We start from the raw sequence: 26,166 nt of genomic DNA, 5'->3' as shown, positions 1-26,166 counted from the left end.
ATCTACTACGCTACGACCGCAGCCCAATCAGAGACTGCGCACCAATAACCGGTGTGCACCAAACTCGGGGTGGTTCAAACGACGTCGATCTGATTGGTGGTTGCGCGCCCTTCTATGTCTTCATCCCACCGAATCCGTTCGGTCAGGACGGGCGCGCTCTCAGCAAGTCGTCTAACCAAGGTCTCAACAAGACGTTCATACTCCGCGCTGTTGGGAGGATTGGTCATGAGAGGAACAGTCGCACATTGCGCCCGCACATCCGGACTATTTCGGGTGAGCTCCCAATGAACGGCGGTACGCCAGTGAACGGCCCGGACCACATTCCATTGAGCCGTCGCATCTTCGCACAGGCCATCAGGCTTGCTTCAGCGCTCCGTTCGCTAACCTCGAGCAGCTGGTCGCGTGCAATGACATGTGTGGGTTGGTCTGGCCGCAGTTGCGAGAAACTGACTTCTGGCTGGGGTTCGCGACGACCGCGGAACTAGTAGCTGTGGCAGCAGGACAGAATACGAGGGGAGCCGACCTTGTCGAAGCGAGCAGGGAAGCGGCGCCGTAAATGCCGGATGGGGCGCACAAGCCGTTCAGCCGATGGCCGTCCGAAAGACATCGACGCTTCCGCTCTCGACAACGCCCTCCGTGAGATCGGTTTGTTTGCTGACTGCACGACGAGCCAGGATGTCAGGACCGTGCTGTACGAGCAGACCAAGATCGAGGTTGCGGCCATCCAACATCTTGTCCTTGACGCCGATGCGTTCGACGTCATCGAGCTCATGCGCATGCGGGAGTTTCCACCTGCCCCGGACCCGCGAATCGTTATGCCAGAGAGCTCAGCGCTCGTTGTGGAGTTAGTCGCAGCGGTCTTATTATCGCGCGGGAGCCGAAAGCCGGATCCGCGGCCACGGCGAGAGACACGTCCGCACGAGGCAGTAGGAGCCTTGCATCAGCACGCTTCCCGGCTAAGTCGTATTGCAACATACCGTCTGCAGTTCGAATCTCGTCTGCAGAACGACCCGCTTGTCGCGCTCGCTGCCGAGTACCAGGCTGCGGTGCTAAACATCCGCAATCTGCAATACGACCAAATCCGACGTGACCACGAGCGACTCTTGTTCGCCAACCCTAGCGTCGAACAACTCATGCGCCAGTACCTGGGCTACAGCTACACCGACGTTCTAGCTGTTCGATCGGCAATGGCCGAACTATCTTCCCAACGGATGACTGCGTTGAGGGACGGCACTGCCGACATTATCGAGAAGTACCCGGGCATTCCCCCGGCCGAGATTCCGGCCGACGATGCAGATGCATTCATGAGCATGATGATTCCGTTCATGTTTCTGCCGGCAGACAGGGCTGTTATCACCGGTGAAGAAATTGCTGTGGCGGCGCAGATCGATGCCGAGACAGCGATACAAGTGCTAAATTCCTACGCTCAGACTTTCGATACGAGCGTGGACGCGGTTGACCGTGTGTACAACATGCTGACCGGAACTAATCCGTTTCTCACCACACCTCTGATCACGGACGGGGAAGGCAATTTCGTCGCCACGACAAATGATGTCGGTCTGGATTCGCTACGACGCATCTTTGAGAAAGCATTACCGCCGAACTCGCCGGAGTTCGTGCGCTATGACAAGGGGGCGCGCCAAAAGGCAAGCGAGAGCATCGCTCTAGAACAGCTTGAGAAGATCCTCGGCGTCCCACCGAGATTCGCCAGCTTTGAGTACATCGCGCCCACAACCACCGCGGCCGAACACCTACTGGACCGCACCTGCGACGACCTGAATCGCGTTGGGAAGCAGGTCGAAGGAGACGGGCTGTTCGTGATCGACGACGTTGCGATTATCCTTGAGGTCAAGGGCAAGTCCATCGCTGTTCAAGCCCGTCGCGGGGATGTTCGAAGGCTAGGTACCGACTTGAAGGCCACAGTCGGCGATGCGTGCACGCAGGCTGGGCGTCTGAGGCGGCTCATCCAAATGCATGGTGGCGTTTGGCTTGGAAACCACAGCTGGCTCGACCTCGAACACGTGCGGGAGGTTCGGTCCATCGTTGCGCTGCTTGACGATATCGGTCCCCTAGGCACTGCGATCGGCGATCTTCAGAGTGCCGGGATCATCAGTGCCGACGCTGGCGCCAGTTGGATTACTTCCCTGCACGACCTCACCGCTATTGCACAGATTTGCGAACGGCCATCTGAGTTTCTGCTTTACCTTCGACGACGCACCGAAAGCGGGGTGACAACGCAGTTCCGCGCATTCGACGAACTCGACCTCTATATGCTCTACCTCAATGGCGGTTTATATGTGGATGCAGATTCGGAGACCGACGGGGCCCAACCGTCGCGTACGCTAGTTACCGATCACTGTCAGCCCTTGCATCTTTGGATGCAGCGGGATCTGCTGGGAGAATACGATGATTCCCCAGTTAAGCCGAGTTTCAATGCTGTAGCCGAAGTGCTTGGTCTCATCGACTGCATCACTGATTTCGAAACGCCTGGCGGCCTTCGTTTTGGCGCGGACCTCCTTTCCTTGGCTGGGGAGACACAGCAGCAGATCATTGATGCAGTCGCGGAGCTGGTTCGGCGCACCCAGGGCGACGGGACCTACCATGACGCTGTGTTTGGGTTCCGCGAAATGTGGGGCTACGTTGCGATATTTCTCGCGGTCGCCAACCGGCATTCTGGTCTAGACGCTGCTCGGAATCGGCTGCAGACGTATCTGGTCGCGAAAGGCTACCAACTCAAGGCAGATAGATGCCACGGCCTACTCTTTGACGATGAAGGTCGGTTGGACACATTTCTCTACACGAACATCATTCCCCGAAACAATCCTGAGCTCGATGCGCTTGTCCTAGAGATGGGATTGCGAAACGGCTAGTGGCCTCGTCGCGCTTATCGCAAGCCGCAGTCAGGAGATGCTTGGGCTTGGGCTCAGATAGGACGTGCAAAGCACCGACGCTCGCCGGCGCTAAGCCCAACGGTTCGCGAGCAATTTGAAACTCGGCATATCTTCCAGCGACGTGAGCGCCTCGTAGATGCGCTGGTACCCGGTGCTGGCGATCCGCCACACACCGTCTTCGTCCTTGCGGTAGGTATCGGAGTAGTAGCCCGAGCCGCGGATCATCGCGTGCCCCGGCACGATCACGGTGTCCTCGAACACCCACGAACCGTGCGCCGTGGTGTCGGAGTCGAGGTCGATCTCGGGATGGCTGGCGATATGCGTGGTGATGATTCCATTGTCGAGGTTCGTCCGCATGAAGTCGACGACGGCGACTCGTCCCTCGTAGTGCACCGGCTCACCCATCGCGTGTGTGCCATAGCGGGTCACGACATCTGCGGCGAGGCAGTCCCCGAAGGTGTCCCAGTCCTTGAGGTCCAAGGAGCGGAAGTACCGGTACTTGAGCCGTTGAATGTCGGCGATCGCCTCCAGGTTACCCATGAACCAGAGACTAGAACGTGTTTCAGTTTCTGTCACGAAAATGCGGGACATGGCTCACTACATGGCGGTACCGAAACTACGAATCGTGTTGCATGCGCCGGGGTTGACCTCAACCATGGTTGAGGTTTTAGCGTGGAATACATGTCCTTCAAACCACACGAAATCGAATTCATGAAGGCGGCAGACCTCGGGCGACTCGCCACCATCCAGCCCGACGGCACACCGCAGGTCAGCCCGGTGGGCTTCACCTACAACGAAGAACTCGGCACCATCGACATCTCTGGCTACAACATGGCCAAGAGCCGGAAGTTCCGCAACCTCGCCCACCACGACAAGGTCGCCTTCGTCGTCGACGACATCGCCTCTCGCGACCCGTGGCGTGTGCGTTGCCTCGAGATACGCGGCACCGCAGAGCAGGCCGTGACAGCGTCAGGGCAGCATGGCCCCGCCGGAGATGCTCTCGATTCGGCGATCATCCGCATCACGCCGCGTCGCATCATCAGCTTCGGCATCGACGACACCGATACCGAACCCCACTTGCTCAAACCCGATATCCGTAACGTCTGAACCCAGGGCTTGCCGGCAAGACCCCAGCGACGCAGCCAAACGAAAAGGCCCGGCTCGTATTCGAGCCGGGCCTTTCTGGTGGAGCTGCCGGGAATTGAACCCGGGTCCTACGGCATTCCCTCAAGACTTCTCCGTGCGCAGTTCGCTATGCCTCTACTTGGATCTCCCGGTCACGCGAACAAGCCGAGATGACGATCCCAGTCGCTGTTTGATGTCCCCACGGGCCCCGCGACCGGCCCCGTGGGTGGGTCCCTCTAGTCGATGCCAGGGTCCGGGCCGAGGGCGCTCCCGGTCTGACAGACACGCGGTCGCTACTTAGGCAGCGAGGGCGTAGTCGCGCTGATGAGAATCGGCGCTTAATTGGTTACAACGACGCTTACGGTGGTCTCTTGCCTGCACCGGCACGCTTCCCTTGATTCGATGCGCGAAGTCGAAACCGTTCAGCCCCTCGCACCCCCGCCGACTTTCGGCAGGACCAACAATCTTACGCCAGACCCAACGGCGAACGCCAAGCCATTATTCCGAGCGCGTATACGAGGCCCGGTCCCGCCGTCAGACCAGGTCAGATGACGTAACCGAGGTTCTCGACGATCCGCCGACCGACCTCGGCGTCACCCTCGAATTCGATGACGACCGGCCGCACCGCGCCAAGCGGACGTCCGCCGCACAGCCGCGTGAACTGCCAGCCGTCCATCCGGATCACCGTGGTCGGCTCGGCGCCGCCGAAGTCGGGCACCACCGCGGCGCGACCGTCGACCGCGACCCGAATGGTGCGCGCCATGGGTCCGGTCAGCTCGATCGCGACCCGCGATCCGTCGGGCGCTCCCCCGCGCTTGGCGACGACGAAGCCCATCATCGTCTCGATCTCGTCGAGGGACAGCTGCGCCTCCGGCTTCTGCAACGCCGCATCCGGTGCGGGCCGCGCGACAGACTCGCGGATGTCCTGCTCATGCATCCACGAGTCGAACGTCCGGATCCGCATGAAGCGACCGACGCTGTCCTGGCCGGCCGGTGTCATCGTCGGGGTGTTCCAGTCCTCGTCCGACATCGCCGTCAGCGTGGCCCGCCGGTCGTCGGTGACGGCGCGGAACTTCTCCCGCAGCTCGGCTGCCGAGAGCGCGCTGAATGACCGGGTCCAGCACTCGTTCATCACGCCGATGGGGTTGTGCACGTGGTCCAACTCGGATACGTCGATGTCGGCTTCGGGCACCGCTTCACCCTTGAGCATGAGCTCGGTGCCGATGATGTGCGCGACGACATCGCGGACGTGCCAGCCGGGCAACTCGGTCTGTGTGGTCAACAGCTCCGCCTCGGAGATGGTGGCCAGCAGTTTGTCGATGTCGTCCCATACCCCGAAGAGGGCGGGCAAGACGTCGGACTTCTCCAGGACGGTCACGGGTCGCGTTGAGCTGCTCACCGGCTGACCGTACGACGGCCGGACGGCCCCGGAAGGCGAATCGCGCAAGCATCCCAATCGTTGGTCATGCAACGATGGCCATATGGGGGACGACCGGGCCGAGGCACAGCGCCTGCGGGACACCACGGTGATCCGCAAGGTGCGGGACCGGATCGACCGGGAGTACGCCAAGCCGCTCAATGTCGAAGACCTGGCCCGTGGCGCGCACATGTCGGCCGGTCACCTCAGCCGCGAGTTCCGGCGCATCTACGGGAATCGCCCTACTCGTACCTGATGACGCGGCGCATCGAGCGGGCCATGACGCTGCTGCGTCGCGGCGACCTCAGCGTGACCGATGTCTGTTTCGCCGTTGGCTTTTCATCGCTGGGCACGTTCAGTACGCGGTTCACCGAACTGGTCGGGGTGGCGCCGAGTGTGTACCGCCGCGACCATTCGCAGGCGGCCGACGGCATTCCCGCCTGCCTGGCCCGGCAGGTCACCAGACCGATCAGGAATCAAGAAGCACCGCCGCACTGACCGCCACTACCGTGACGGGCATGGACATCTCCATTCACTACGCATTCCTGCCCCACACCGACGCCGAGGCCGCGCTGAAGTTCTACCGCGACGATCTCGGCTTCGAGGTGCGCAAAGACGTTGGCTACCAAGACATGCGGTGGATCACCGTCGGCCCGCCCGGACAGCCGGGCACGTCGATCGTGCTGCACCCGCCGGCCGCCGACCCCGGCATCACCGACGACGAGCGTCGCACCATCCTGGAGCTCATCGCCAAGGGTTCCTACGGCGCCGTCACCTTGGCCACCGATGACCTGGACGCGCTGTTCGCGCGCCTCGAGGCCGCCGGCGCCGACGTGCTGCAGGAACCGACCGACCAGGATTATGGCGTGCGCGACTGCGCATTTCGCGATCCGTCCGGCAACCTGATCCGGATCAACCAGCTCTAGTGCTGCCGGCTATCCCGCGGCGATCATCGCGACCGAGCCCAACGCCAGCACCATGCCGACGGCTTGCCAAGCCCGTACGCGCTCTTTGAGCACCACCATGGCCAGGGCGACGGTCGCCGCGGGATAGAGCGAGATCAGCACACTCGCCAACGACAGCATCGAGGCCTGCAGCGCCAGCAGCATCGCGACGTTCGCGATGACGTCGAGTCCCGCCGCGATGAGGGCGAGCTTCAGCGGATGTCCGGCCGGCAGTGCGAAATTGCGGGTCACCACCGCGGCGATCATCACCACCGCGGTGGCCGCGAAGCGGGCGAACACCAACGGCCAGAGCTTCGCGTCGTGCGGCACCTGATGGATCACGGCGAAGCTGAGCCCGAAGGTCAATCCAGAGCCGACGGTCAGCCAGGCGACCTTGGCCGTGAACCGGTGCGGCGTCTCGTCCTCATCGGTGGCCTGCGCGCTCACCAGCGCGACGGCGACCAACGCCAGCGCGATCCCGGCGATCGCCAGCCCACTGGGCCGCTCCCCCATGGCGACGCCGACGGCAATCGGCCCTGCCGACACCAGGATCGCGGTCAACGGCGAGACGACGGATATCGGTCCGGAACCCAACGCGGCGTAGAACCACCAGATTCCGAATGCCTGCAGCACGCCGCACGACACACCCAAGAGCACCGCGTTCGACGAAACCTGGCCGCCGACAACGCATGCCATCACCGTCAGCAGTACCCCGGCGATGGGGTATGACACCAGCACCACCCGCAGTGCCGCGACGCGCCGTGCCGCGATACCACCGACGAAATCGCTGATGCCGTAGCCCAGCGCCGACAGCAGCGCGAGCAGAACCCCGGTCAGATCTTGCCCTTGAAGCGGCGGCCCATCTCACGGGTGATCTCGCGCTGCGCATCGCGCTTGGCGATGTCCTGGCGCTTGTCGTGCGCTTCCTTACCGCGGGCCAGCGCCAATTCGACCTTGACCCGGCCGTCGGAGAAGTACAGCTTCAGCGGAACCAGCGTGAAGTTGCCGTCCCGCAGCTTGCCGACCAACATGTCGATCTGCTTGCGGTGCAACAACAGCTTTCGGTTGCGTCGCGGCGCGTGGTTGGTCCAGGTGCCGTGGTGGTACTCGGCGATGTGCAGGTTGCGCAGCCACACCTCGCCGTCATCGACGGTGGCGAACGCGTCGGCCAGCGATGCCAGGCCCTCGCGAAGGCTCTTCACCTCGGTGCCGACCAGCGCGATCCCCGCCTCGTAGGTATCGATGATCGAATAGTTGTGTCGCGCTTTGCGGTTGGTCGCGACGACGGAGTTGTTACCCGACTTGTCCTTGTCGTCCTTCTTCTTTGCCATCGCTACCGCCGGATGTACGCGCGCAGCGTGACGTACGCGGTGAGGCCCGCCATGCCGAGCCCCAGCAGCAGCATCCACGGCGCGCAGAACACGAGGACGTCGGCGTAGTCGACCTTGGCGATCAGGCCGGCTTGATAGAACTGGTTGAGCACGTCCTCGAGGAACATCGCCCGCACGATGATCAACCCGACCACGGCAAGCACCACACCGACCAACGCGGCGATCAACGCTTCGACGAAGAACGGCAATTGGGTGTACCACCGGGTGGCGCCCACCAGCCTCATGATGCTGATCTCGGTGCTGCGGGTGCGTGCGGCGATCAACACCGTGTTGGCGATCAACAAGGTCGCGGCGATGGCCTGCACGAGCGCCACCGCGAAGGCTGTCGCACTGATGCCGTCGAGGATGCCGAACAGCCGGTCGACCAGTTCCTTTTGATCGGTCACCTGGCGCACGCCCGGACGGCCGCGCAGCGCGTCCTCGAATCCCTTGTGCTGCTCGGGATTGTCGAGCTTGACGACGAACGACGCCGGGAACGCCTTCTTGCTCGCGTAGTCCTTGAACGCCGGGATGCGCCGGACGGCGTCGTCGTACGCCTGGTCCCGGTTCATGTACCGCACCGACTTGACGTCCTTGCGGTCGTCGATCAGCTTGCGCAGCGACTTGCACGGGTCGGCGTCGCAGTTGGGGTCGTTCGACGAGACGTCGTCGGTCAGGAAGACCTGGCTCTCCACGCGGTCCAGATAGATCTGCTTGGACTGGTCGGCCAGGCGGACGATCAGCAGACCACCGCCGAACAGGCCGATGGAGATGGCGGTCGTCAGGATCATGGCGACCGTCATGGTGACGTTGCGACGAAATCCAGTCAGGACTTCATTGACGAGAAAGCCGAAGCGCACTTAGCGATCCATTCCGTAGACGCCGCTCTGCTCATCACGGATGAGGCGGCCGAGTTCGAGTTCGATGACGCGCTGACGCATCGAGTCGACGATGTGATGGTCGTGGGTGGCCATCACGACCGTCGTACCGGTGCGGTTGATCCGCTCCAGCAGGTCCATGATGTCGTTGCTCGTCTCGGGGTCCAAGTTGCCGGTGGGTTCGTCCGCAAGGAGCACCAGCGGCCGGTTGACGAAGGCCCGGGCGATCGCGACCCGCTGCTGTTCGCCACCGGACAACTCGCCGGGCAGCCGGTTGGCCTTGCCCGACAAGCCCACCATCTCCAGCACATCGGGCACGATGCGGTTGATGGTGTCCGGGCGCTTGCCGATCACCTCCAGCGCGAACGCCACGTTCTCGAACACCGTCTTCTGCTGCAGCAGCCGGAAATCCTGGAACACGCAGCCGAGGACCTGGCGCAGGCTCGGGATGTGCCGGCTGGGCAGCTTGTTGACGTGGAACTTCGAGACGCGGATGTCGCCCGAGGTCGGCACCTCGGCACCGAGCAGCAGACGCATGAACGTCGACTTCCCGGAACCGGACGGACCGATGAGAAAGACGAACTCACCCTTGTCAATCTTGAGCGACACGTTGTCCAGGGCTGGGCGTGCCGAAGACTTGTAGTTCTTGCTCACGTGGTCGAGGGTGATCATCACGGCACGCCAGTGTAGTCGGACGCTCAGGTGTGACGGCTGAGGCTGATGCCGCTAGCTCGGCGCGGGTGCCGCGCCGGGCGAAATGATCGTGGTCGTGACCGGGCCATCCGCCGGTGCCGCGGCCGGGAGCGGTCCCGGTGGCGGGGACGGCGCGGGTGCCGGCGTCGGTGCCGGGGCCATGCCGGGCAACAACGGCAGCGTGACGGGCGGCAGGCCCGGCGCCGGCGTGATGACCGTCGTGGTGGGCGGCGCCGTCGTCGTGGTCGTGGTCGGCGTGCTCGAGGTCGTGGTCGTGGTGGTCGTCGGCGTCTCGGTGGTCTCCGTCGGCGTCGGCCGGTACGTCGTCTTCGGTCGGGTGTTCACGTCGGTACGCGGCACCCAGGTGTACTCGGGGTTGGGCACGAAGCCCGGCGGCACCACCGCGGGCTGTTGCGGGGGCGGCGGTGGCGGTGGCGCGTAGGTCTGGTGCAGCCAGTACGCCACGAAGAACGCCACGATCAGGCCGACCGTGGACGTCCGGACCCGGCCCAGGATGTAGGTGGGCCAGGAGCGGTCGGCGCGTTTGACGGCGATACGGGAGAGGGCGTTCATCACTGCTCGTCCCCCGGACCCTGGGTCTGTTCCGCGGCGCCGCCGACCGTGGCGGGATGCACCATGGCCTCCACTTCGGGCTCGTGGTCGGCAGGACTCTCGATGCCGGCCCGTCCGAACGCGGAGACGACCATCACGCGCAGTCGCCGGCCGACCTCGAACTGCTTGCCGGGCAGCGTCCGCGCCACCATCCGCAGGTTCACGGTGTCCAGCTCGATGCTCTCCACACCCATCAGCTGGGGCTTGTCGAGCAGCAGCGTGCGCAGCTGGCGGTCCTCCATCGCGCGTTCGCACACCCGGCCCAACACGTCGTTGACCTTGCCGAGGTCCGCTGTCGTGGGCACCGGGATGTCCACGACCGCACGCGCCCAGTCCTTCGACAGGTTGACGGTCTTGGCGATCTGGCCGTTGGGAATCGTGTACACCTCGCCGTCGCTGGAGCGCAGCTTGGTGACGCGCAGCGTCACGTCCTCGACGGTGCCCTCGGCCGGCACCGCGATGCCGGTGACGGTGAGCGACACCAGGTCACCGAACCCGTACTGCTTCTCGGTGATGATGAAGAACCCGGCCAGCAGGTCCTGCACGATGCGCTGCGCACCGAAGCCGAGCGCGGCGCCCAGCACGGCGGCGGGCGCGACCAGCGAACCGATGGGGATGCCGAGGATTTCGATGACGTCGACCAACACGACCACCGACACCAGCGCAATCGTCACCCACGAGATCACCGAGGCGACGGCCTGCCGGTGCTTGGTGGTCTCCGACCGGACCAGCGCGTCGCTCTCCTGAAAACGCTCGTCGATGCGGGCGGTGACGCGGTGCGTCAGCCAGCCGACGAACCGCGCGATGAGCATCGCCGCGATGACGAGCATGACGATCCGCAGCCCGCGGGTGATGATCCACTCGCCGATCGAGCCGCGCCAGAAGTCATGCCATTGCTGCGCCCACCAACCGAGCGATTGCGGTTGGCTCGCGGCTTGGAGAGAGAAAAAGTTAGTCATCTTCTTTTCGGTTGCGCCAGCGGATCCCGGCTTCGAGGAAGCCGTCGATGTCGCCGTCGAGCACCGCGGCCGGATTACCGACCTCGAACTCGGTGCGCAGGTCTTTCACCATCTGGTAGGGGTGCAGCACGTACGAGCGCATCTGGTTGCCCCAGGAGCTGCCGCCGTCGCCCTTCAACGCGTCCATCTCGGCGCGCTCTTCCTGGCGCTTGCGTTCCAGCAGCTTGGCGCTGAGCACTCGCATCGCGGAAACCTTGTTCTGCAGCTGCGATTTCTCGTTCTGACAGGTCACGACGATGCCCGTCGGGATGTGCGTGAGCCGGACCGCCGAGTCGGTGGTGTTGACGGACTGACCGCCCGGGCCGCTGGACCGGTAGACGTCGACCCGGACGTCGCCTTCGGGGATGTCGATGGAGTCGGCGGTCTCGACGACCGGCAGCACCTCGACGTCGGCGAACGACGTCTGACGGCGACTCTGGTTGTCGAAGGGGCTGATCCGCACGAGACGGTGGGTGCCCTGCTCCACCGACAGCGTGCCGTAGGCGAACGGGGTGTGCACCGCGAACGTCGCGCTCTTGATGCCCGCCTCCTCCGCGTACGACGTGTCGAAAACCTCGACCGGATACCCGTGCTTCTCGGCCCAGCGGATGTACATGCGCATCAACATCTCGGCCCAGTCGGCAGCGTCGACGCCACCGGCGCCGGAGCGGATGGTGACGACAGCTTCCCGCTCGTCGTATTCCCCCGACAGCAGCGTTCGAACCTCGAGCGCCTCGATGTCCTCACGCAACTTGGCCAGTTCGGCGTCGGCGTCGGCGATGGCGTCGGTCTTGGCCGCGCCTTCTTCCTCCTCGGCCAGCTCGTAGAGCACGGGCAGGTCCTCGACCCGACCGCGCAGCTCCTCGACCCGGCGCAGCTCACCCTGTGCGTGCGACAGGCTGCTGGTCACCTTCTGGGCGTTGGCCTGGTCGTCCCACAGCTTGGGGTCAGACGCCTCGTCTTCGAGTTTGGCGATTCGCGCGCGCAGACCTTCGACGTCGAGCACCCGCTCCACAGTGGTCAGGGTGCTGTCGAGGGCGGCAATGTCGGCTTGACGGTCGAGGTCCACAAAGGATGAGGGTACCGACCAGTGAGACGGACTTTCACATTGCGAGCCCTGATCGCTTAGACCGGTTTAGCATCGCCCTGTAGGCCCGCTCGGCCGCGTCGCGACAGCCCCTTGCGCGCACTGAGCAGAACAAGAAGGCAAACCATACATATGCGCCCTTACCATGTGGCGGTTGTCGGATCCGGCCCGTCAGGGTTTTTCGCTGCCGCGTCACTGTTGAAATTCGCCGATGCCAAGGCCGCCGCCGATGATCCGGTCGACGTGCGCATCGACATGCTCGAGATGCTGCCCACCCCCTGGGGTCTGGTGCGCTCCGGCGTGGCTCCGGACCACCCGAAGATCAAGACGGTGACGGCGCAGTTCGACAAGATCGCCGACGACCCGCGGTTCCGCTTCTTCGGCAACATCACCGTCGGTGAGCACGTGCAGGCCACCGAGCTCTCGGAGCGGTACGACGCCGTCATCTACGCCATCGGCGCCCAGTCCGACCGGCCGCTCGGCATCCCCGGTGAGGAACTGGAAGGCAGCGTGGCCGCCGTCGATTTCGTCGGCTGGTACAACGCGCATCCGCATTTCGCGGCCATGAACCCCGACGTCACGCAGGACCGGGCCGTGGTCGTCGGCAACGGCAACGTGGCGCTGGACGTGGCCCGCATCCTCGTCAGCGATCCCGGCGAGCTGGCGGCCACCGACATCGCCGACCACGCGCTGACGGCCCTCGGTGCCCGCGGCGTCCGCGAGGTCGTGATCATCGGCCGGCGTGGCCCACTGCAGGCTCCGTTCACGACGCTGGAACTGCGTGAGCTCGGTGATTTGGCAGCCATGGCCGACGTCGACGTGATCGTGGATCCGGCCGATGTCGACGGCATCACCGACGCCGACCTGGAGGCGGCAGGCAAGACCGTGCGGCAGAACATCAAGATTCTGCGCGGCTACGCCGAACGCGGGGCCCTCGGGCGCGAGCGCCGCATCGTGTTCAAGTTCCAGACGTCGCCGATCGAGATCAAGGGCACCGATCGTGTCGAGTCGATCGTGTTGGGCCACAACGACTTGGTCGACGAAGGCGGCCGGATCGTCGCGAAGGACAGCGGTCATCGCGAAGAACTGCCGGCGCAGCTGGTGGTGCGTGCCGTGGGTTACCGCGGCGTCCCGACCGCGGGCCTGCCGTTCGACGAGCGTGCGGCGACCATCCCGCACACCGACGGCCGGGTCGAGGGCAGCCGAAACGAGTACGTCGTCGGCTGGATCAAGCGCGGGCCGTCGGGTGTGATCGGCAGCAACAAGAAGGACTCGCAGGACACCGTCAACACCCTGATCGCGGACATCTGCGGCGCCGAGCTGGCCGACTTCGGGTCCACGCACACCGAGGATCTGGAGGCCTGGTTCCTGTCGCGGCAGCCCGCGTTGGTGACCAACGACCATTGGCGCCTGATCGACGCGCACGAACGGTCGGCCGGCGAAGGCCAGAACCGGCCGCGGGTGAAGCTGACAGATGTGGCCCACATGCTGCGGGTCGCGCACGGCTGACCAGCGGTGCGCTCCCTGCAATCGGTGCTCGATCGGCCGCCTAGTGACCGGGACGCAGGATGCCCTGCACCGCGAACGTCGTCAGATTGCCCCCTGAATTGAGAAGCGACGACGTGGCCGTCGACCCCGACAGGACGCCGGAGCTCAGCGAACCAACGCCGGCCTGAAGGCCGCCGGCGTTGATCGCGGCGATGCCGGCGAGTCCGCCGATGTTGTGGGTGGCGAAGTGCTGCGTGAAACCGAGCTCACCGCCCACCGCGCTGCCCAGCCCGTCGAGCGGCCCGCCGTCCGCTGATGCCACGCCGGCCGGCGCCAGCAGCATCAATCCGCCTGCTGCCAGGCCGGCTCCGATCATTCTGGTGGCCCTAGCGGTCGACGACATCTGAGACTTGGGCATGTGTGTGTTGTCCCCTTCACGGTCGAATCCGAGCACTGCACGCGAGCGCGGCTAGCAAGCTCGATGCGATAGCTGCGTGATCGCACCATGCATCTATTAGCACAGCAAAATGCTCGAACTAACCGATTTGCGGGAAAATTCCGACTATGCTGAGCAAACCGCATAGCGGCGAGAGTGGGACCGTGACCAGCCGGACGACTACGGCTGAGGCGCGTGCGGCGCGAAGTTCCAGTTGTCGGGATTCTTGGGCGAGTAGACGACGGGCACCAGCTGGCCCACCGCGGGCCACTCGGCCACGTCGATCGCGATCCGGCCGTAGACCTCGTGCTCATTCACGCTGGGACCGTTGATGACGCCGGCGACGGTGACGAACTGCTCCCCCGCGGCATCGGGGCGCGGACTGACGCCGGTGATCAGCAGCGTCCCGCTCTCCCCGCTCCGCGTCCGCCGAAGCCATGGGGCGGCCAGCAGTACGAGCGCTCCGAGCAAGACAATGAGCACGACGAATTCCCACACATACTCATGGTAGGACTGCACCCATGACTCCCCAGCAAGTAGCGAAGGCGGATTGCGCATGAGCAGCGTCGCAGACGACATCAACCTTGCCCTGAAACTGGCCGATCAGGCCGATGCCGTGACGCTCGATCGCTTCGGCGCGCTGGACCTGCGCATCGAGACCAAGCCGGACCTGACGCCGGTGACCGATGCCGACCAGTCCGTGGAACGGGTGCTGCGCGAGACGTTGGCCGCGGCCCGGCCGGACGACGCCCTGTTGGGCGAAGAATACGGGGGCACAGCGGTTTTCGCAGGCCGGCAGTGGGTCATCGACCCGATCGACGGCACCAAGAACTTCGTCCGCGGCGTGCCGGTGTGGGCGACGTTGATCGCCCTCCTCGAGGACGGAGTGCCGGTCGTCGGCGTCGTCAGCGCGCCGGCTCTCGGCCGCCGGTGGTGGGCCGGTACCGGCGCAGGTGCGTTCAGTTCATTCGGCGGGCAGACGCGGCCCATCTCGGTATCGGGTGTCGACGCACTGGACGCGGCGAGCCTGTCCTACTCGGATTTGACCACCGGTTGGGAAGACCGGCGCGACGCGTTCGTCGCACTGACCGATGCGGTGTGGCGGGTGCGGGCCTACGGCGACTTCTGGTCCTACTGCCTTCTGGCCGAGGGCGCGGTCGACATCGCCGTCGAACCGGAGGTCAAGCTCTGGGATCTGGCGGCGCTGGACGTCGTCATCCGGGAGGCCGGCGGGTCGTTCACCAACCTGGCCGGCACACCCGGGCCGCACGGCGGCAGCGCGGTCGCGACCAACGGTCTATTGCACGAAAAAGTGCTCGCCGCCCTCTCCTGATTACGGAATCTGTGCCCGAAAACCCGCGTTCAGCGCGGGTTTTCGTGCATCAGCCACCGAGTCCTCGAATGTGAAGTTGATAACACGAGCGTCGTACCTTACTCCGGAGTAAGATACGGTCATAGCGCACTGCCCCAACGACGCGAGGCTGTCGAAATGACCAACACCCTTCCTCAGAACGGCACAAAAGCCGGCTCCGCCCAGCGCCCTGTGCGCAAGGGCCCGGAGAGCGCCATCGGACTCCAGCGACACAAGCGGACAGCGACCGACATCGGTCTGGCGCTGATCACGCCTTTTGTCGGCCAGGAGTTCCTGGACAAGTACAACCTGCGGGATCCAATGAACCGCGGCCTGAAGTACGGCATCAAGACGGCGTTCTCCACCGCCGGCGCCGCGGGCCGGACGTTCAAGCGCATTCCCGGGATCAACGGCGCCCCGACCCGCCTGAAGCCGGGCGGCTCGGACTACTTCGACCTGAACCCGGACGAAGACCAGCAGATGATCGTGGAGACCGTCCGCGAGTTCTCCGAGGAGATCCTGCGGCCGGCCGCACATGACGCCGACGCCGCCGCGACCTACCCGGCCGACCTGATCGCCAAGTCCGCCGAACTCGGCATCACCGCCATCAACGTGCCCGAGGAGTTCGACGGCATCGCCGCCTCTCAGAACACCGTCACCACGGCACTGGTCGCCGAGGCCCTGGCGTACGGCGACATGGGTCTGGCCCTGCCGATCCTGGCGCCCGGCGGCGTGGCGTCGGCCCTGACCCGTTGGGGCAGCGCCGGTCAGCAGGCCACGTATCTCCCGTCGTTCGCCGGTGAGAACGTCCCGCAGGCGTGCGTCGCGATCGCCGAGCCGCACGCGCTGTTCGACCCGACCGCGCTGCGGACCACTGCGGTCCGCACCCCCAGCGGTTACCGCCTCAACGGCGTCAAGTCGCTGGTTCCGGCCGCTGCCGACGCCGAGCTGTTCATCATCGGTGCGCAGCTCGACGGCAAGCCGGCGCTGTTCATCGTCGAGTCCAGCTCCGAGGGACTGTCGATCACGGCCGACCCGAGCATGGGCATCCGTGCCGCGGCCCTGGGCAAGATCGAGCTGAACAACGTCGCAGTCCCGCTCGCCAACCGCCTCGGCGAGGACGAAGCGACCGACAACGACTACTCCGAAGCCATCGCGCTGTCCCGATTGGGTTGGGCCGCACTGGCAGTCGGCACCTCGCACGCGGTGCTCGACTACGTGGTGCCCTACGTCAAGGAGCGCCAGGCGTTCGGTGAGCCGATCGCCAACCGCCAGGCGGTGGCCTTCATGTGCGCCAACATCGCCATCGAACTGGACGGCCTGCGCCTGATCGTCTGGCGCGGTGCGTCGCGTGCCGAGCAGGGCATGACCTTCCTGCGGGAAGGCGCGCTGGCCAAGCGGTTCGCCGCCGACAAGGGCATGCAGATCGGCCTCGACGGCGTGCAGCTGCTCGGTGGCCACGGCTACACCAAGGAACACCCGGTTGAGCGCTGGTACCGCGATCTGCGGGCACTCGGCGTCGCCGAGGGTGTTGTCGTCCTGTAGTCGCCCGAATCGCAGAACTCTTCCCACTCACCCGAAAGACCAATCATGGCAATCAATTTGGAACTGCCCCGCAAGCTGAAGGCTGTCGCGGAAAAGGGACATCAGGGCGCCGCCGAGATGCTCCGCCCCATCTCCCGTAAGTACGACCTCGCCGAGCACGCCTACCCGTCGGAACTCGACACCCTTGCCAGCCTGTTCGAGGGCGTGCAGGAGTCGAACACCGTCTCGGTGGCCGGCGCCGGCTTCTCGGCGAACGAGTCCAAGAGCAAGCACGCAAACGTCAACGGCGCCAACATGTCTGCGCTGCTGAACGCGCTCGAGGTCAGCTGGGGCGACGTCGCCCTGCTGCTGACCGTGCCCTACCAGGGCCTGGGCAATGCCGCCATCTCCGCGGTCGCCACCAAGGAACAGCTGTCCAAGTGGGGCAAGGTGTGGGCCGCCATGGCCATCACCGAGCCGAGCTTCGGTTCCGACTCCGCGGCGGTCACGACCACCGCCGTGCTCGACGGTGACGAGTACGTCATCAACGGCGAGAAGATCTTCGTCACCGCCGGTTCGCGCGCCACCCACATCGTGGTGTGGGCCACGGTCGACAAGTCGCTCGGCCGGGCCGCCATCAAGTCGTTCGTCGTGCCGCGCGAGCACCCCGGCGTCATCGTCGAGCGCCTGGAACACAAGCTGGGCATCAAGGCCTCCGACACCGCGGTCATCCGCTTCGACAACTGCCGGGTCCCGAAGGATTACCTGCTCGGTGATCCGGAGGTCAAGGTGGACAAGGGCTTTGGCGGGGTCATGGAGACCTTCGACAACACCCGTCCGATGGTGGCCGCCATGGCGATCGGCGTGGGCCGTGCCGCCCTGGAGGAGCTGCGGGCGATCCTGACCGACGCGGGCATCGAGATCTCGTACGACAAGCCGGCCCACGCCCAGAGCGCACCGGCCGCCGAGTTCCTGCGGATGGAGTCCGACTGGGAGGCCGCGTACCTGCTGTCGCTGCGCGCCGCCTGGCAGGCCGACAACAAGATTCCGAACTCCAAGGAAGCGTCCATGAGCAAGGCCAAGGCCGGGCGCATGGGCACCGACGTGACCCTCAAGGCCGTCGAATTGGCCGGTACCACTGGCTATTCCGAGCAGACCCTGCTCGAGAAGTGGGCCCGCGACTCGAAGATTCTCGACATCTTCGAGGGCACGCAGCAGATTCAGCAGCTCGTTGTGGCGCGACGCCTGCTGGGCCTGTCGTCGGCACAGCTCAAGTGACGGGCGCTCCGCCGGCACCGTGACAAGCAAAAGGCCCCGGGATTGCTCCCGGGGCCTTTTGCTGTCGTGGTTACGAGGAGGCGTTCGCGCCCAGCACGCGCTGCAGGTCAGGCTTCATGGCCTGCAGCTGCTGGCCCCAGTAGCCCCAGTCGTGGGTGCCGCTGTCGGGGAAGTTGAACACCGCGTTGTTGCCGCCCGCGGCCAGGTAGTTGTCCTGGAAGGTGCGGTTGGTGCGGATGGTCAGGCCCTCGAGGAACTTGGCCGGCACGTTGTCGCCGCCGAGCTCGCTCGGGTTGCCGTTACCGCAGTAGACCCACAGGCGGGTGTTGTTGGCAACCAGCTTGCCGATGTTGACCATCGGGTCGTTGCGCTGCCAGGCGTTGTTCGGGTCGCCCGTCGAGCCCCACATGTCGTCGGCCTTGTAACCGCCGGCGTCACCCATCGAGACGTTGATCAGGAACGGCCACCAGCCCTCGGACGGGTTCAGGAAGCCCGACATCGAACCGGCGTAGATGAACTGCTCGGGGTGCCAGATGGCCAGGGTCATCGCGGACGAACCAGCCATCGACAGACCGACTGCCGCCATCCCGGTCGACTTGACCTCGCGGTTGGCCGCCAGCCACTGCGGCAGCTCCTGGGTCAGGAAGGTCTCCCACTTGTAGGTGGAGCAGCCCGCCTTGCCACACGCCGGCTTGTACCAGTCGCTGTAGAAGCTGGACTGGCCGCCGACCGGCATGACGATCGACAGACCGGAGTTGAGGTACCACTCGAAGGCGGCGGTGTTGATGTCCCAGCCGTTGTAGTCGTCCTGCGCACGCAGGCCGTCGAGCAGGTACACCGCGGGCGACCCGTTACCACCGCTCTGGAACTGGACCTTGATGTCGCGTCCCATGGCAGGTGACGGGACCTGGAGGTATTCGACCGGCAGGCCGGGGCGCGAGAACGCGCCGGCGGTCGCTGTCTGGCCGGCAAGTCCGATAAGACCGGGGAGCAGGACGGCGGCCGAGACGGCGCCGGCGACCCTGCGTGCCCAACGGCCGCGAATCTTGTCAACGAACATTCACAATCCCATTTCAGTGTCGGGTACCGGGTAAAGTGCCCACTCCACGCGATCGGATGGCGTTGGTGGCACGGCCGCGATTCCCGCAGCCGCGTGCGGTGAGCTCAGCCTGGTACGGGAACTGAACACACCGAATGATTCAGTTGTCTGTGGGCAGTAAAACACGCACCCGACACGCCGAGGAACCCCCGAATCGCGCTTGAGACCAGGTTGTTGCGGACTTCGTATCGTTCAGCTATCACCCGGCGGCTCTGCTGGGAGCCGTTCATCCGGCCGTAGGCTGCCGTTTGTGACGAGCGATCGGAACGACGTCGACGACCTGGCGGACACCCGGCCGGGCAGCCGGTTGGGTATCGACGACTGGCGCGCGGCCGGTTACGCGATCCTGGCGGAAGAGGGCCTGAAGGCGCTGAAGATCGATCGCCTGTGCGCCCGGTTGAACGTCACGAAAGGCAGCTTCTACTGGCATTTCGCCAACATCGCCGCCTACCGGACCGCCCTCGTCCAGGGCTGGGGCGAGCTCCGTGACGCCGACCGCAGCCAGATCGACGAAATCGGCGCCCTGCCGCCGCGGGACCGACTGATCCAGATGATGAACTCGCTGGTCAGCCCCCGGCACTGGACGCTGGAGCGGGCCATGCGGGAGTGGGCGCGCTCGGATGAGGCGGTCGCCGAGAGTGTGCGCGCCGCGGATCGGCGCATTCTCGCCGCGGTTCGGCGCGCGTTCGAGGATTACGGCTTCGACGGCGACGAGGCGGAGCTGCGGGCCGACGCCACCTTCGCGGTCGGCATCGGGTTCCTACACCTCTCCGGCGACTCCCCCCATCCGCGGTTGGCCGCCCGCAGCGAACGATTCCTCGACCTGATGCTCGCGACCTGATCTCCATACCAAAAGGTATGGTACGGTCCGCTCATGTTGAGTACGCAGGCCGGCATAACCGATGGCTTCGTGACCGCGCTCGGCGAACGCGCCGCCGAGGCCGAAAAACTCCGGCGCCTTCCGGACGACACCGTGCGCGACCTGATCGCGTCCGGGTTCACCGAACTTCTGGTGCCCGCGCGTTTCGGCGGACAGCAGGCGCCGTTCCCCGACATCCTCGACCCGGTACGCCGACTTGCCCACGGCTGCACCTCGAGCGCCTGGACCATCGGCTTCCTCACGCTGCACAACTGGATGCTGGCGCTGTTCGGCGAGCAGGCCCAGCAGGAGGCGTTCGAGAGCCGCCCCTTCCTGGCGCCCGCACCGCTGGCCCCCACCGGCAGAGGACTGCCGGTCGACGGCGGCATCCGACTGTCCGGGCGCTGGTCCTGGGCCACCGGGGTGATGCACGGCAACTGGATCATCGTCGCCGCGCTCTGCGGGCCCGATGACGGCATCTACCCCGCCCTGGCGCTCCTGCCGATCAGTGCCATCACCGTCGAGGACGTCTGGCACACCGACGGCATGCGAGCCACCGGATCCAACGACGTCGTCGCCACGGACGTCTTCGTGCCCGAGCACCGACTGGTCAAGGTGACCGACATCTACGCCGGCACCGCGCCCGGCGCCGGACTGCATGACAGCGCCACCTACCGCTGGCCGATGGTGCCGGCGCTGGCCCTGCTCGCCGCCATGCCCGCCCTGGGCAGCGCCGAGAGGGTCACCGAGAACTACGCGCAACGGCTGGCCGAGCGGGTGCTGCCGTACGAGGGCGTCATGCAGAAGGACAAGCCAATCGCCCAGGCGCACTTGGCCGGAGCACAGGTGCGGTTGCGGTCACTGCGCGCACTGCTCGCCGACACCGTCGGGGAGATCGAGGAGATCGTCGTCGCCGGCGATCCCGTGGAGAAGCCGGTGCGCGCACAGGCCCGGCTGACGGCCGCGCACATCGTGGCCGAATCGCGGGCGGTGATCGGTGACCTGATGGGCGCCGGCGGAGCCAGCATCCATTTCCTGGCCAGCCCGATGCAGCGGTTCAAGCGCGACGTCGACGTGTTGGCCGGGCACGTCGTCTTCGATTACGACACCAGCCGGGAACTGGCCGGCGCACTCACGCTCGGGATGAAGATCCCGCGGACGTCGATGATCTGATGAACACGAGGGTGTGAAATAGCCAGATGCCAAACCCACAGCCCGCTTTCACCAACTTCTTCCAGAAGCGGATCGCCAATCCCGTCATGCGGCGGTTGCCGTTTCAGACGCTACTCGAGACCACAGGGCGCAAGTCCGGTGAACCCCGTCGCACTCCGCTGGGCGGCAAGATCGTCGACGGGCAGTTCTGGTTCGTCTCGGAATTCGGTGAGAAGTCCCAGTACATCCGCAACATCCAGGCTGATCCCCGGGTTCGGGTGCGGTTGCATGGCAGATGGCACAGCGGGACTGCGCACCTGGTACCCGACGATGACGCGGCCGCGCGACTTCGCGAATTGCCGCAGTTCAACAGCTTCGGGGTACGCACGTTCGGCACCAACCTGCTGACCGTGCGCGTCGACCTGGACGGTTAGGCCGCGCCAATCTCCGTCGGGTCATTGACATCGGTCCATAAGTAAAACTAACGTTATTTTTAGTTCCAGGGCCACGTACAGGAGCAAGCATGGAATCATTCGTCCACCTGCGCAAAGGCAAAACTCCCAAGCGAGTGCACGCCGACCTCGATGGGCTCAAGGACGACGAACTCGGGCGCGGCGGCTTCGTCGGGCGTACCGCGAACATGTACCGGCGCAACGACCCCACCGCATACCGCACCGTCGGCCCGCTCCGGCCCACAGACGTGCTGTCCTCCGAATTGAAGCCCTCGGATGCGACCGACGCGGCGGGCGCTCCCCTGCTGATGTTCTCCAACGCCGACTGCCAGGTGCTGCTGAGCCGGCGGAGCACCGAGATGCCGTTCTTCGTCCGCTACGTCGACGGTGATCTACTCCTGTTCGTACACAAGGGTTCCGGGCTGCTGGAGACCGAATTCGGGCCGCTGCGGTACCGCGAGGGCGACTGGGTCTACATCCCGAAGGCGTGCACGTTCCGGCAGGTGCCGGATGACGAGTCGACGTGGCTCATGATCCAGGCCACCGATGACTTCCGGGTGCCGCCGGCCGGGACCTTGGGACGACACTTCCCGTTCGACCCGGCGCAGGTCACCATCCCCGAACCCGAGCCGCTTGAAACTGGCGACGGCCCGCAAAAAGACGGAGAGTACGAGGTGCGGATGTACCACGCCCCGGTCGATGGGGTTGGGACCACCTCGCTCATCTACCAACACAATCCGCTCGATGTGGAGGGCTGGCGGGGCGACAACTTCCCGTTCACCTTCAACATCGAGGACTACACCGTCATCACGTCCGAGAGCGTGCACCTGCCGCCGACCGTGCACCTGTTCATGCAGGCGACCGGCGTCTACGTGATGAACTTCCTACCCAAGCCGGCCGAGAGCGTGCCGGGTACCGAGCGCACCCCCTGGTACCACCGCAACGTCGACTACGACGAGATCGCGTTCTTCCACTCCGGCTCGCTGTACGGCATCCCGATGCCGCCGGGCCTGATCTCCCATGCGCCCCAAGGTGTTCACCACGGCGCACCGGAAGCGGCGCGGGAGCGCGCCCGCCGCAAGTTCGACCAGTACGACCGCGTCGACTGGTCGGTGATCGCCATCGATACGCGCCGACGTCTCACACCCTCCGCCGAAATCCTTGCCAATGATCTGGGGCAGCACTGATGAGCGCTTGCGCGAAGAAGAGAGAGCACTGATGACAACCGCCGAAGCACCCGTCAAGCACGACTACGACCGCATCCCGTATCTGGTTGCGTACCAGAACAACTCGGCAGTGCGCGATGTGTACGGCGGCGTGGCGGAGTTGGTGGTGCTGGAAAGCTACCTGCTGAAGCCGAAAGCCAAGCCGAGTGACACGGTGCTGGTGTTCATGCACCCCATCGGGGGCGGCGCCTACCTGCCGATGATCAACGCACTGGCGCGCGCCGGCCACCACGTCATCTACTGCAACAGCCGCTTCCGCGGCACCGACTCGGCATTGCTGATGGAGAAGGTGGTCGAGGATCTCGGTGAGTGCATCAAGGATGCCAAGAACCGGCTGGGCTACGCGAAGGTGGTCCTCGCCGGGTGGAGCGGCGGCGGCTCGCTGTCGGTCTTCTACCAGCAGCAGGCGCAGCACCCGACGGTGACGGCCAGTCCCTCCGGGGACGGGCCGGACCTGACGAAGCTGGGCCTGATCCCGGCGGACGGTCTCATGCTGCTGGCCGCCCACATCAGCCGCCACGGCACCATGACCGAGTGGATGGACGCCTCGATCCTCGATGAGAACGACCCGTCGAAGCGCGATCCCGAACTCGATCTCTACAACCCGGACAACCCCAACCAACCGCCGTACTCCCCCGAGTTCCTGCAGCGGTACCACGAGGCACAGATCGCCCGGAACCGGCGAATCACCAAGTGGGTCAAGGAAAAGCTCGCCGAGCTCAAGGCGGCGGGGCGGCCCGATGACGAGTTCGCGTTCGTCGTGCACGGCACCATGGCCGACCCGCGCTGGCTCGACCCGACGGTCGATCCCAACGAACGCACCCCGGGACAGTGCTATCTGGGGGATCCTCGAGTGGTGAACATGAGCCCCGTCGGCCTGGCCCGATTCTGTACGTTGCGCAGCTGGCTGTCGCAGTGGAGTTACGACGACGCCAACGGTGACGCCGTGAAGGCGGGTCCGGACATCGCGGTGCCGACACTGGTGATCGGCAACCTCGCCGACGACGCCTGCACGCCCAGCCACACGCGGCGGCTCTACGAGGCGATCGGGCATCCGGACAAGGAGATGCACGAGATTCCCGGCGCCAACCACTACTACTCCGGACCGGATCAGCGCGGCACGCTGCGGCAGGCCGTCGGCATCTGCACGGACTGGCTGCACCAGCGGGGGTTTTCGCTGTGACGACGGGTGCTCTGGACGGCATCCGGGTGCTCGAACTCGGCACCTTGATCTCCGGTCCGTTCGCCGGCCGGCTGCTCGGCGACATGGGCGCCGAGGTCCTCAAGATCGAGTTGCCGTCGGCCCCCGATCCGCTCCGGACCTGGGGCCAGGCCGAGCTCGACGGCCACCGGTTCTTCTGGACGGTCCACGCGCGCAACAAGAAAGCGGTGACGCTCGACCTGCGCACCGCGCGCGGCCGGGAGCTGTTCCTCGACCTCGTCGAGCAGTCCGATGTGATCGTGGAGAATTTCCGGCCCGGCACGCTCGAGAAATGGAACCTGGGTTACGACGTTCTGCGCGAACGCAATCGGGGCATCATCCTGGTGCGGGTGTCGGGCTACGGCCAGACGGGTCCCGACGCCGGGAAGGCCGGCTACGCGTCGGTCGCCGAGGCGGCGAGCGGGCTGCGGCACATGAACGGTTTCCCCGGCGGTCCCCCGCCGCGACTCGCGTTGTCGCTGGGCGACAGCCTCGCCGGCATGTTCGCCGCGCAAGGCGCGCTCGCCGCACTGTACCGGCGCAGTGTCACCGGCGAGGGCCAGGTCGTGGATACGGCACTCACCGAAAGTTGTTTGGCCATCCAGGAATCCACCATTCCGGACTACGACATCGGCGGCGTGGTGCGCGGACCGTCGGGCACCCGGCTCGAAGGTATCGCGCCGTCGAACATCTACCAGAGCGCGAACGGCAGCTGGGTGGTGATCGCGGCCAATCAGGACACGGTGTTCCGGCGGCTCTGTCAGGCCATGGACCGGCCCGAACTGGCGACCGACGAACGGTTCGCCGACCATCTGGCGCGTGGCCGCAACCAGGACGAACTCGACAAGATCATCGGCGACTGGGCAGCGCAGCGGGAGCCCCACGACATCATCGCCACCCTGTCGGAGGCCGGCGTGATCAGTGGGCCCATCAACACTGTCGCCGAGGTGGTACAAGACCCACAACTGCAGGCACGCAACATGATTGCCGACCACTGGGACGAACGGGTGCAACGCAATGTGAAGGGTCCCGGCGTCGTCCCGGTGCTCTCGGACACGCCCGGCACCATCCGCAACGGTGGCTCGGCGCGGCCAGGCCAGGACAACGCGGAGGTGTTCGGCCGTCTCCTCGGTCTCGATGCCGGGCAGTTGTCGGCACTGCGCGAGGAGGGTGTGTTGTGACCGACCTGCCGGCCCACGTGACCGTCCGCGAGGTCTGCCTGCGCGACGGCCTGCAACTCGAAGACCCGATTCCGTTGTCCGCCAAGCTCGAACTGCTCGAGGCCATCGTTGCCACCGGTGTGCAGGAGGTCGAGGCCACCGCATTCGTCTCACCGTCCAAGGTGCCCGCACTGGCCGATGCCGCCGAATTGGCCGCGGCGCTGGACGCTTTTCCCAACGTCGAGTTCTCCGCGCTCGTGGCGGGGGCCGGCGGCGCCGGCCGTGCGCTGGCGGCCGGCATGCGGTCGCTGGAATACGTGGTGTCCGCCGCGGACGGGCACAGCCGGGCGAACGTCGGGCGCTCGACGGCCGATTCGACGGCCCTGATCTCCGACATCGTCGGCCTGGCCCACGACAGCGGCGCCAGCGCCGAAGTCATCATCGCCACCGCCTGGGACTGCCCCTTCGACGGACCGACCGACCCGGGCCGGGTGGTCGATATCGCCGCGGCAGCAATGGAATTCGGGGCGGATCGGGTGGCCATCGCCGACACCATCGGCACCACCACCCCGCGGCGTGTCAGCGACCTGATCAGCCGCGTCCGCCCGGTCATCGGAGACCTGCCGCTCGGCGCGCACTTCCACAACACGCGGGGCTCCGGCCTGGCCAGCGCCTACGCCGCCGTGCAGGCCGGTGTGACGCGACTCGACGCGTCGGTGGGCGGCCTGGGCGGCTGCCCGTTCGCACCCGGCGCGACCGGCAACATCGCGACCGAAGACCTGGTCTACCTGTTGCGGGACAGCGACATCGACACCGGCATCGACCTGGACCTGGCGATCGACGCGGCCATGGTGGCGCAGCGTGTTGTGGGCCATGAGCTGCCCAGCGCCCTGCTGCGCGCCGGCGACCGGCTGCTGGGCTGAGC

General features: G+C 65.6%; 26 protein-coding genes, 1 other RNA gene and 1 pseudogene. 15 read left to right on the top strand and 13 right to left on the bottom strand.

Translation table 11 applies throughout. The features are described 5' to 3' along the window. Window positions 1–524: 524 nt before the first annotated feature. The gene (locus ACJH7A_RS21440) at window positions 525–2,870 is read left to right on the top strand and encodes a hypothetical protein (RefSeq protein ID WP_406802656.1); all 2,346 of its coding nucleotides are present in this window, start codon (window positions 525–527) and stop codon (window positions 2,868–2,870) included. Window positions 2,871–2,960: 90 nt separating this feature from the next. On the opposite strand, the gene ACJH7A_RS21435 is transcribed toward ACJH7A_RS21440, so the two are convergent. Next, a complete protein-coding gene (locus ACJH7A_RS21435; protein ID WP_406802655.1) occupies window positions 2,961–3,431 on the bottom strand; it encodes a nuclear transport factor 2 family protein in 471 nt (156 codons plus the stop codon). Between the two features lie 141 nt (window positions 3,432–3,572). Between ACJH7A_RS21435 and ACJH7A_RS21430 the strand changes: the two genes are divergently transcribed. Further along, window positions 3,573–3,998, top strand: coding sequence for a PPOX class F420-dependent oxidoreductase (locus tag ACJH7A_RS21430; protein ID WP_406802654.1), 426 nt, complete (start codon window positions 3,573–3,575; stop codon window positions 3,996–3,998). Window positions 3,999–4,074: 76 nt separating this feature from the next. Here ACJH7A_RS21430 and ssrA read toward each other — a convergent pair. Both ssrA and ACJH7A_RS21420 read right to left on the bottom strand, forming a co-directional pair. Beyond that, window positions 4,075–4,446, bottom strand: a transfer-messenger RNA (tmRNA) gene (ssrA, locus tag ACJH7A_RS21425). A 114-nt stretch (window positions 4,447–4,560) separates the two neighbouring features. Continuing rightward, entirely contained in the window at window positions 4,561–5,415 is an 855-nt protein-coding gene (locus ACJH7A_RS21420) for a maleylpyruvate isomerase family mycothiol-dependent enzyme (RefSeq protein WP_406802653.1), read from the bottom strand. 82 nt (window positions 5,416–5,497) lie between these two features. Between ACJH7A_RS21420 and ACJH7A_RS21415 the strand changes: the two are divergent. After that, window positions 5,498–5,931 (top strand): annotated as a pseudogene (locus tag ACJH7A_RS21415) (helix-turn-helix transcriptional regulator). A 20-nt stretch (window positions 5,932–5,951) separates the two neighbouring features. Continuing rightward, complete coding sequence (locus ACJH7A_RS21410) at window positions 5,952–6,359, top strand: VOC family protein (RefSeq protein WP_029119569.1); 408 nt, start codon at window positions 5,952–5,954, stop codon at window positions 6,357–6,359. A gap of 9 nt (window positions 6,360–6,368) precedes the next feature. On the opposite strand, the gene ACJH7A_RS21405 is transcribed toward ACJH7A_RS21410, so the two are convergent. From ACJH7A_RS21405 to prfB, 7 genes are read right to left on the bottom strand one after another with little or no spacing between them, the layout of a single operon-like run. Next, entirely contained in the window at window positions 6,369–7,214 is an 846-nt protein-coding gene (locus ACJH7A_RS21405) for a DMT family transporter (RefSeq protein WP_212814730.1), read from the bottom strand. Continuing rightward, complete coding sequence (gene smpB, locus ACJH7A_RS21400; protein ID WP_020102685.1) at window positions 7,211–7,708, bottom strand: SsrA-binding protein SmpB; 498 nt, start codon at window positions 7,706–7,708, stop codon at window positions 7,211–7,213. The genes ACJH7A_RS21405 and smpB overlap by 4 nt, the downstream gene beginning before the upstream one ends. Window positions 7,709–7,710: 2 nt before the next feature. Beyond that, window positions 7,711–8,607, bottom strand: a complete 897-nt coding sequence (ftsX, locus tag ACJH7A_RS21395; protein ID WP_212813641.1) for a permease-like cell division protein FtsX — start codon at window positions 8,605–8,607, stop codon at window positions 7,711–7,713. Next, window positions 8,608–9,297 carry a cell division ATP-binding protein FtsE gene (gene ftsE / locus ACJH7A_RS21390; RefSeq protein ID WP_020102687.1) on the bottom strand — a complete coding sequence of 230 codons (690 nt, stop codon included), beginning with the start codon at window positions 9,295–9,297 and terminating at the stop codon, window positions 8,608–8,610. A 54-nt stretch (window positions 9,298–9,351) separates the two neighbouring features. Beyond that, a complete protein-coding gene (locus ACJH7A_RS21385) occupies window positions 9,352–9,891 on the bottom strand; it encodes a hypothetical protein (protein ID WP_212813639.1) in 540 nt (179 codons plus the stop codon). Continuing rightward, the gene (locus ACJH7A_RS21380) at window positions 9,891–10,889 is read right to left on the bottom strand and encodes a mechanosensitive ion channel family protein (protein WP_212813637.1); all 999 of its coding nucleotides are present in this window, start codon (window positions 10,887–10,889) and stop codon (window positions 9,891–9,893) included. The genes ACJH7A_RS21385 and ACJH7A_RS21380 overlap by 1 nt, the downstream gene beginning before the upstream one ends. Next, the gene (gene prfB, locus ACJH7A_RS21375; RefSeq protein ID WP_053855950.1) at window positions 10,882–11,997 is read right to left on the bottom strand and encodes a peptide chain release factor 2; all 1,116 of its coding nucleotides are present in this window, start codon (window positions 11,995–11,997) and stop codon (window positions 10,882–10,884) included. Before prfB ends, ACJH7A_RS21380 begins: the two co-directional genes overlap by 8 nt. Window positions 11,998–12,147: 150 nt before the next feature. On the opposite strand from prfB, the gene ACJH7A_RS21370 reads away from it, so the two are divergent. After that, on the top strand, window positions 12,148–13,524 hold the full coding sequence (locus tag ACJH7A_RS21370; RefSeq protein WP_212813635.1) for an FAD-dependent oxidoreductase: 1,377 nt from the start codon (window positions 12,148–12,150) through the stop codon (window positions 13,522–13,524). Between the two features lie 40 nt (window positions 13,525–13,564). On the opposite strand, the gene ACJH7A_RS21365 is transcribed toward ACJH7A_RS21370, so the two are convergent. Beyond that, window positions 13,565–13,879: a hypothetical protein gene (locus ACJH7A_RS21365; RefSeq protein ID WP_226518973.1), complete on the bottom strand. Its 315-nt coding sequence runs from the start codon at window positions 13,877–13,879 to the stop codon at window positions 13,565–13,567. A 240-nt stretch (window positions 13,880–14,119) separates the two neighbouring features. After that, window positions 14,120–14,437 (bottom strand): hypothetical protein, encoded by a 318-nt coding sequence (locus tag ACJH7A_RS21360; RefSeq protein ID WP_226522199.1) that lies wholly within the window; start codon window positions 14,435–14,437, stop codon window positions 14,120–14,122. A gap of 58 nt (window positions 14,438–14,495) precedes the next feature. Between ACJH7A_RS21360 and hisN the strand changes: the two genes are divergently transcribed. The 3 genes from hisN to ACJH7A_RS21345 all read left to right on the top strand — a co-directional run bounded on the left by hisN (window position 14,496) and on the right by ACJH7A_RS21345 (window position 18,092). Beyond that, window positions 14,496–15,272, top strand: coding sequence for a histidinol-phosphatase (gene hisN / locus ACJH7A_RS21355; protein WP_406802652.1), 777 nt, complete (start codon window positions 14,496–14,498; stop codon window positions 15,270–15,272). Window positions 15,273–15,428: 156 nt separating this feature from the next. After that, window positions 15,429–16,835: an acyl-CoA dehydrogenase family protein gene (locus tag ACJH7A_RS21350; RefSeq protein WP_212813629.1), complete on the top strand. Its 1,407-nt coding sequence runs from the start codon at window positions 15,429–15,431 to the stop codon at window positions 16,833–16,835. Between the two features lie 45 nt (window positions 16,836–16,880). Then, entirely contained in the window at window positions 16,881–18,092 is a 1,212-nt protein-coding gene (locus ACJH7A_RS21345) for an acyl-CoA dehydrogenase family protein (RefSeq protein ID WP_020102696.1), read from the top strand. A gap of 70 nt (window positions 18,093–18,162) precedes the next feature. Here the strand turns inward: ACJH7A_RS21345 and ACJH7A_RS21340 are convergent, their stop codons facing one another. Beyond that, window positions 18,163–19,152: an esterase family protein gene (locus ACJH7A_RS21340; protein ID WP_212813627.1), complete on the bottom strand. Its 990-nt coding sequence runs from the start codon at window positions 19,150–19,152 to the stop codon at window positions 18,163–18,165. Between the two features lie 289 nt (window positions 19,153–19,441). On the opposite strand from ACJH7A_RS21340, the gene ACJH7A_RS21335 reads away from it, so the two are divergent. From ACJH7A_RS21335 to ACJH7A_RS21305, 7 genes are all read left to right on the top strand, one after another. Beyond that, the gene (locus ACJH7A_RS21335) at window positions 19,442–20,032 is read left to right on the top strand and encodes a TetR/AcrR family transcriptional regulator (RefSeq protein ID WP_212813625.1); all 591 of its coding nucleotides are present in this window, start codon (window positions 19,442–19,444) and stop codon (window positions 20,030–20,032) included. A gap of 33 nt (window positions 20,033–20,065) precedes the next feature. Further along, entirely contained in the window at window positions 20,066–21,223 is a 1,158-nt protein-coding gene (locus ACJH7A_RS21330) for an acyl-CoA dehydrogenase family protein (RefSeq protein WP_212813623.1), read from the top strand. A 26-nt stretch (window positions 21,224–21,249) separates the two neighbouring features. Continuing rightward, window positions 21,250–21,636 carry a nitroreductase/quinone reductase family protein gene (locus ACJH7A_RS21325; protein ID WP_212813621.1) on the top strand — a complete coding sequence of 129 codons (387 nt, stop codon included), beginning with the start codon at window positions 21,250–21,252 and terminating at the stop codon, window positions 21,634–21,636. 89 nt (window positions 21,637–21,725) lie between these two features. Next, window positions 21,726–22,841, top strand: coding sequence for a homogentisate 1,2-dioxygenase (locus ACJH7A_RS21320; RefSeq protein ID WP_212813618.1), 1,116 nt, complete (start codon window positions 21,726–21,728; stop codon window positions 22,839–22,841). A gap of 31 nt (window positions 22,842–22,872) precedes the next feature. Further along, window positions 22,873–24,063 carry a S9 family peptidase gene (locus tag ACJH7A_RS21315; RefSeq protein ID WP_212813617.1) on the top strand — a complete coding sequence of 397 codons (1,191 nt, stop codon included), beginning with the start codon at window positions 22,873–22,875 and terminating at the stop codon, window positions 24,061–24,063. Then, window positions 24,060–25,262, top strand: coding sequence for a CaiB/BaiF CoA-transferase family protein (locus tag ACJH7A_RS21310; protein ID WP_212813615.1), 1,203 nt, complete (start codon window positions 24,060–24,062; stop codon window positions 25,260–25,262). The genes ACJH7A_RS21315 and ACJH7A_RS21310 overlap by 4 nt, the downstream gene beginning before the upstream one ends. Further along, entirely contained in the window at window positions 25,259–26,164 is a 906-nt protein-coding gene (locus ACJH7A_RS21305) for a hydroxymethylglutaryl-CoA lyase (protein ID WP_212813613.1), read from the top strand. The genes ACJH7A_RS21310 and ACJH7A_RS21305 overlap by 4 nt, the downstream gene beginning before the upstream one ends. Window positions 26,165–26,166: the final 2 nt, after the last annotated feature.

Origin of the sequence: Mycobacterium sp. SMC-17, from assembly GCF_045310915.1 — a bacterium.
Classification (GTDB): domain Bacteria; phylum Actinomycetota; class Actinomycetes; order Mycobacteriales; family Mycobacteriaceae; genus Mycobacterium.
This window is presented reverse-complemented; position numbering and strand designations above follow the sequence as displayed.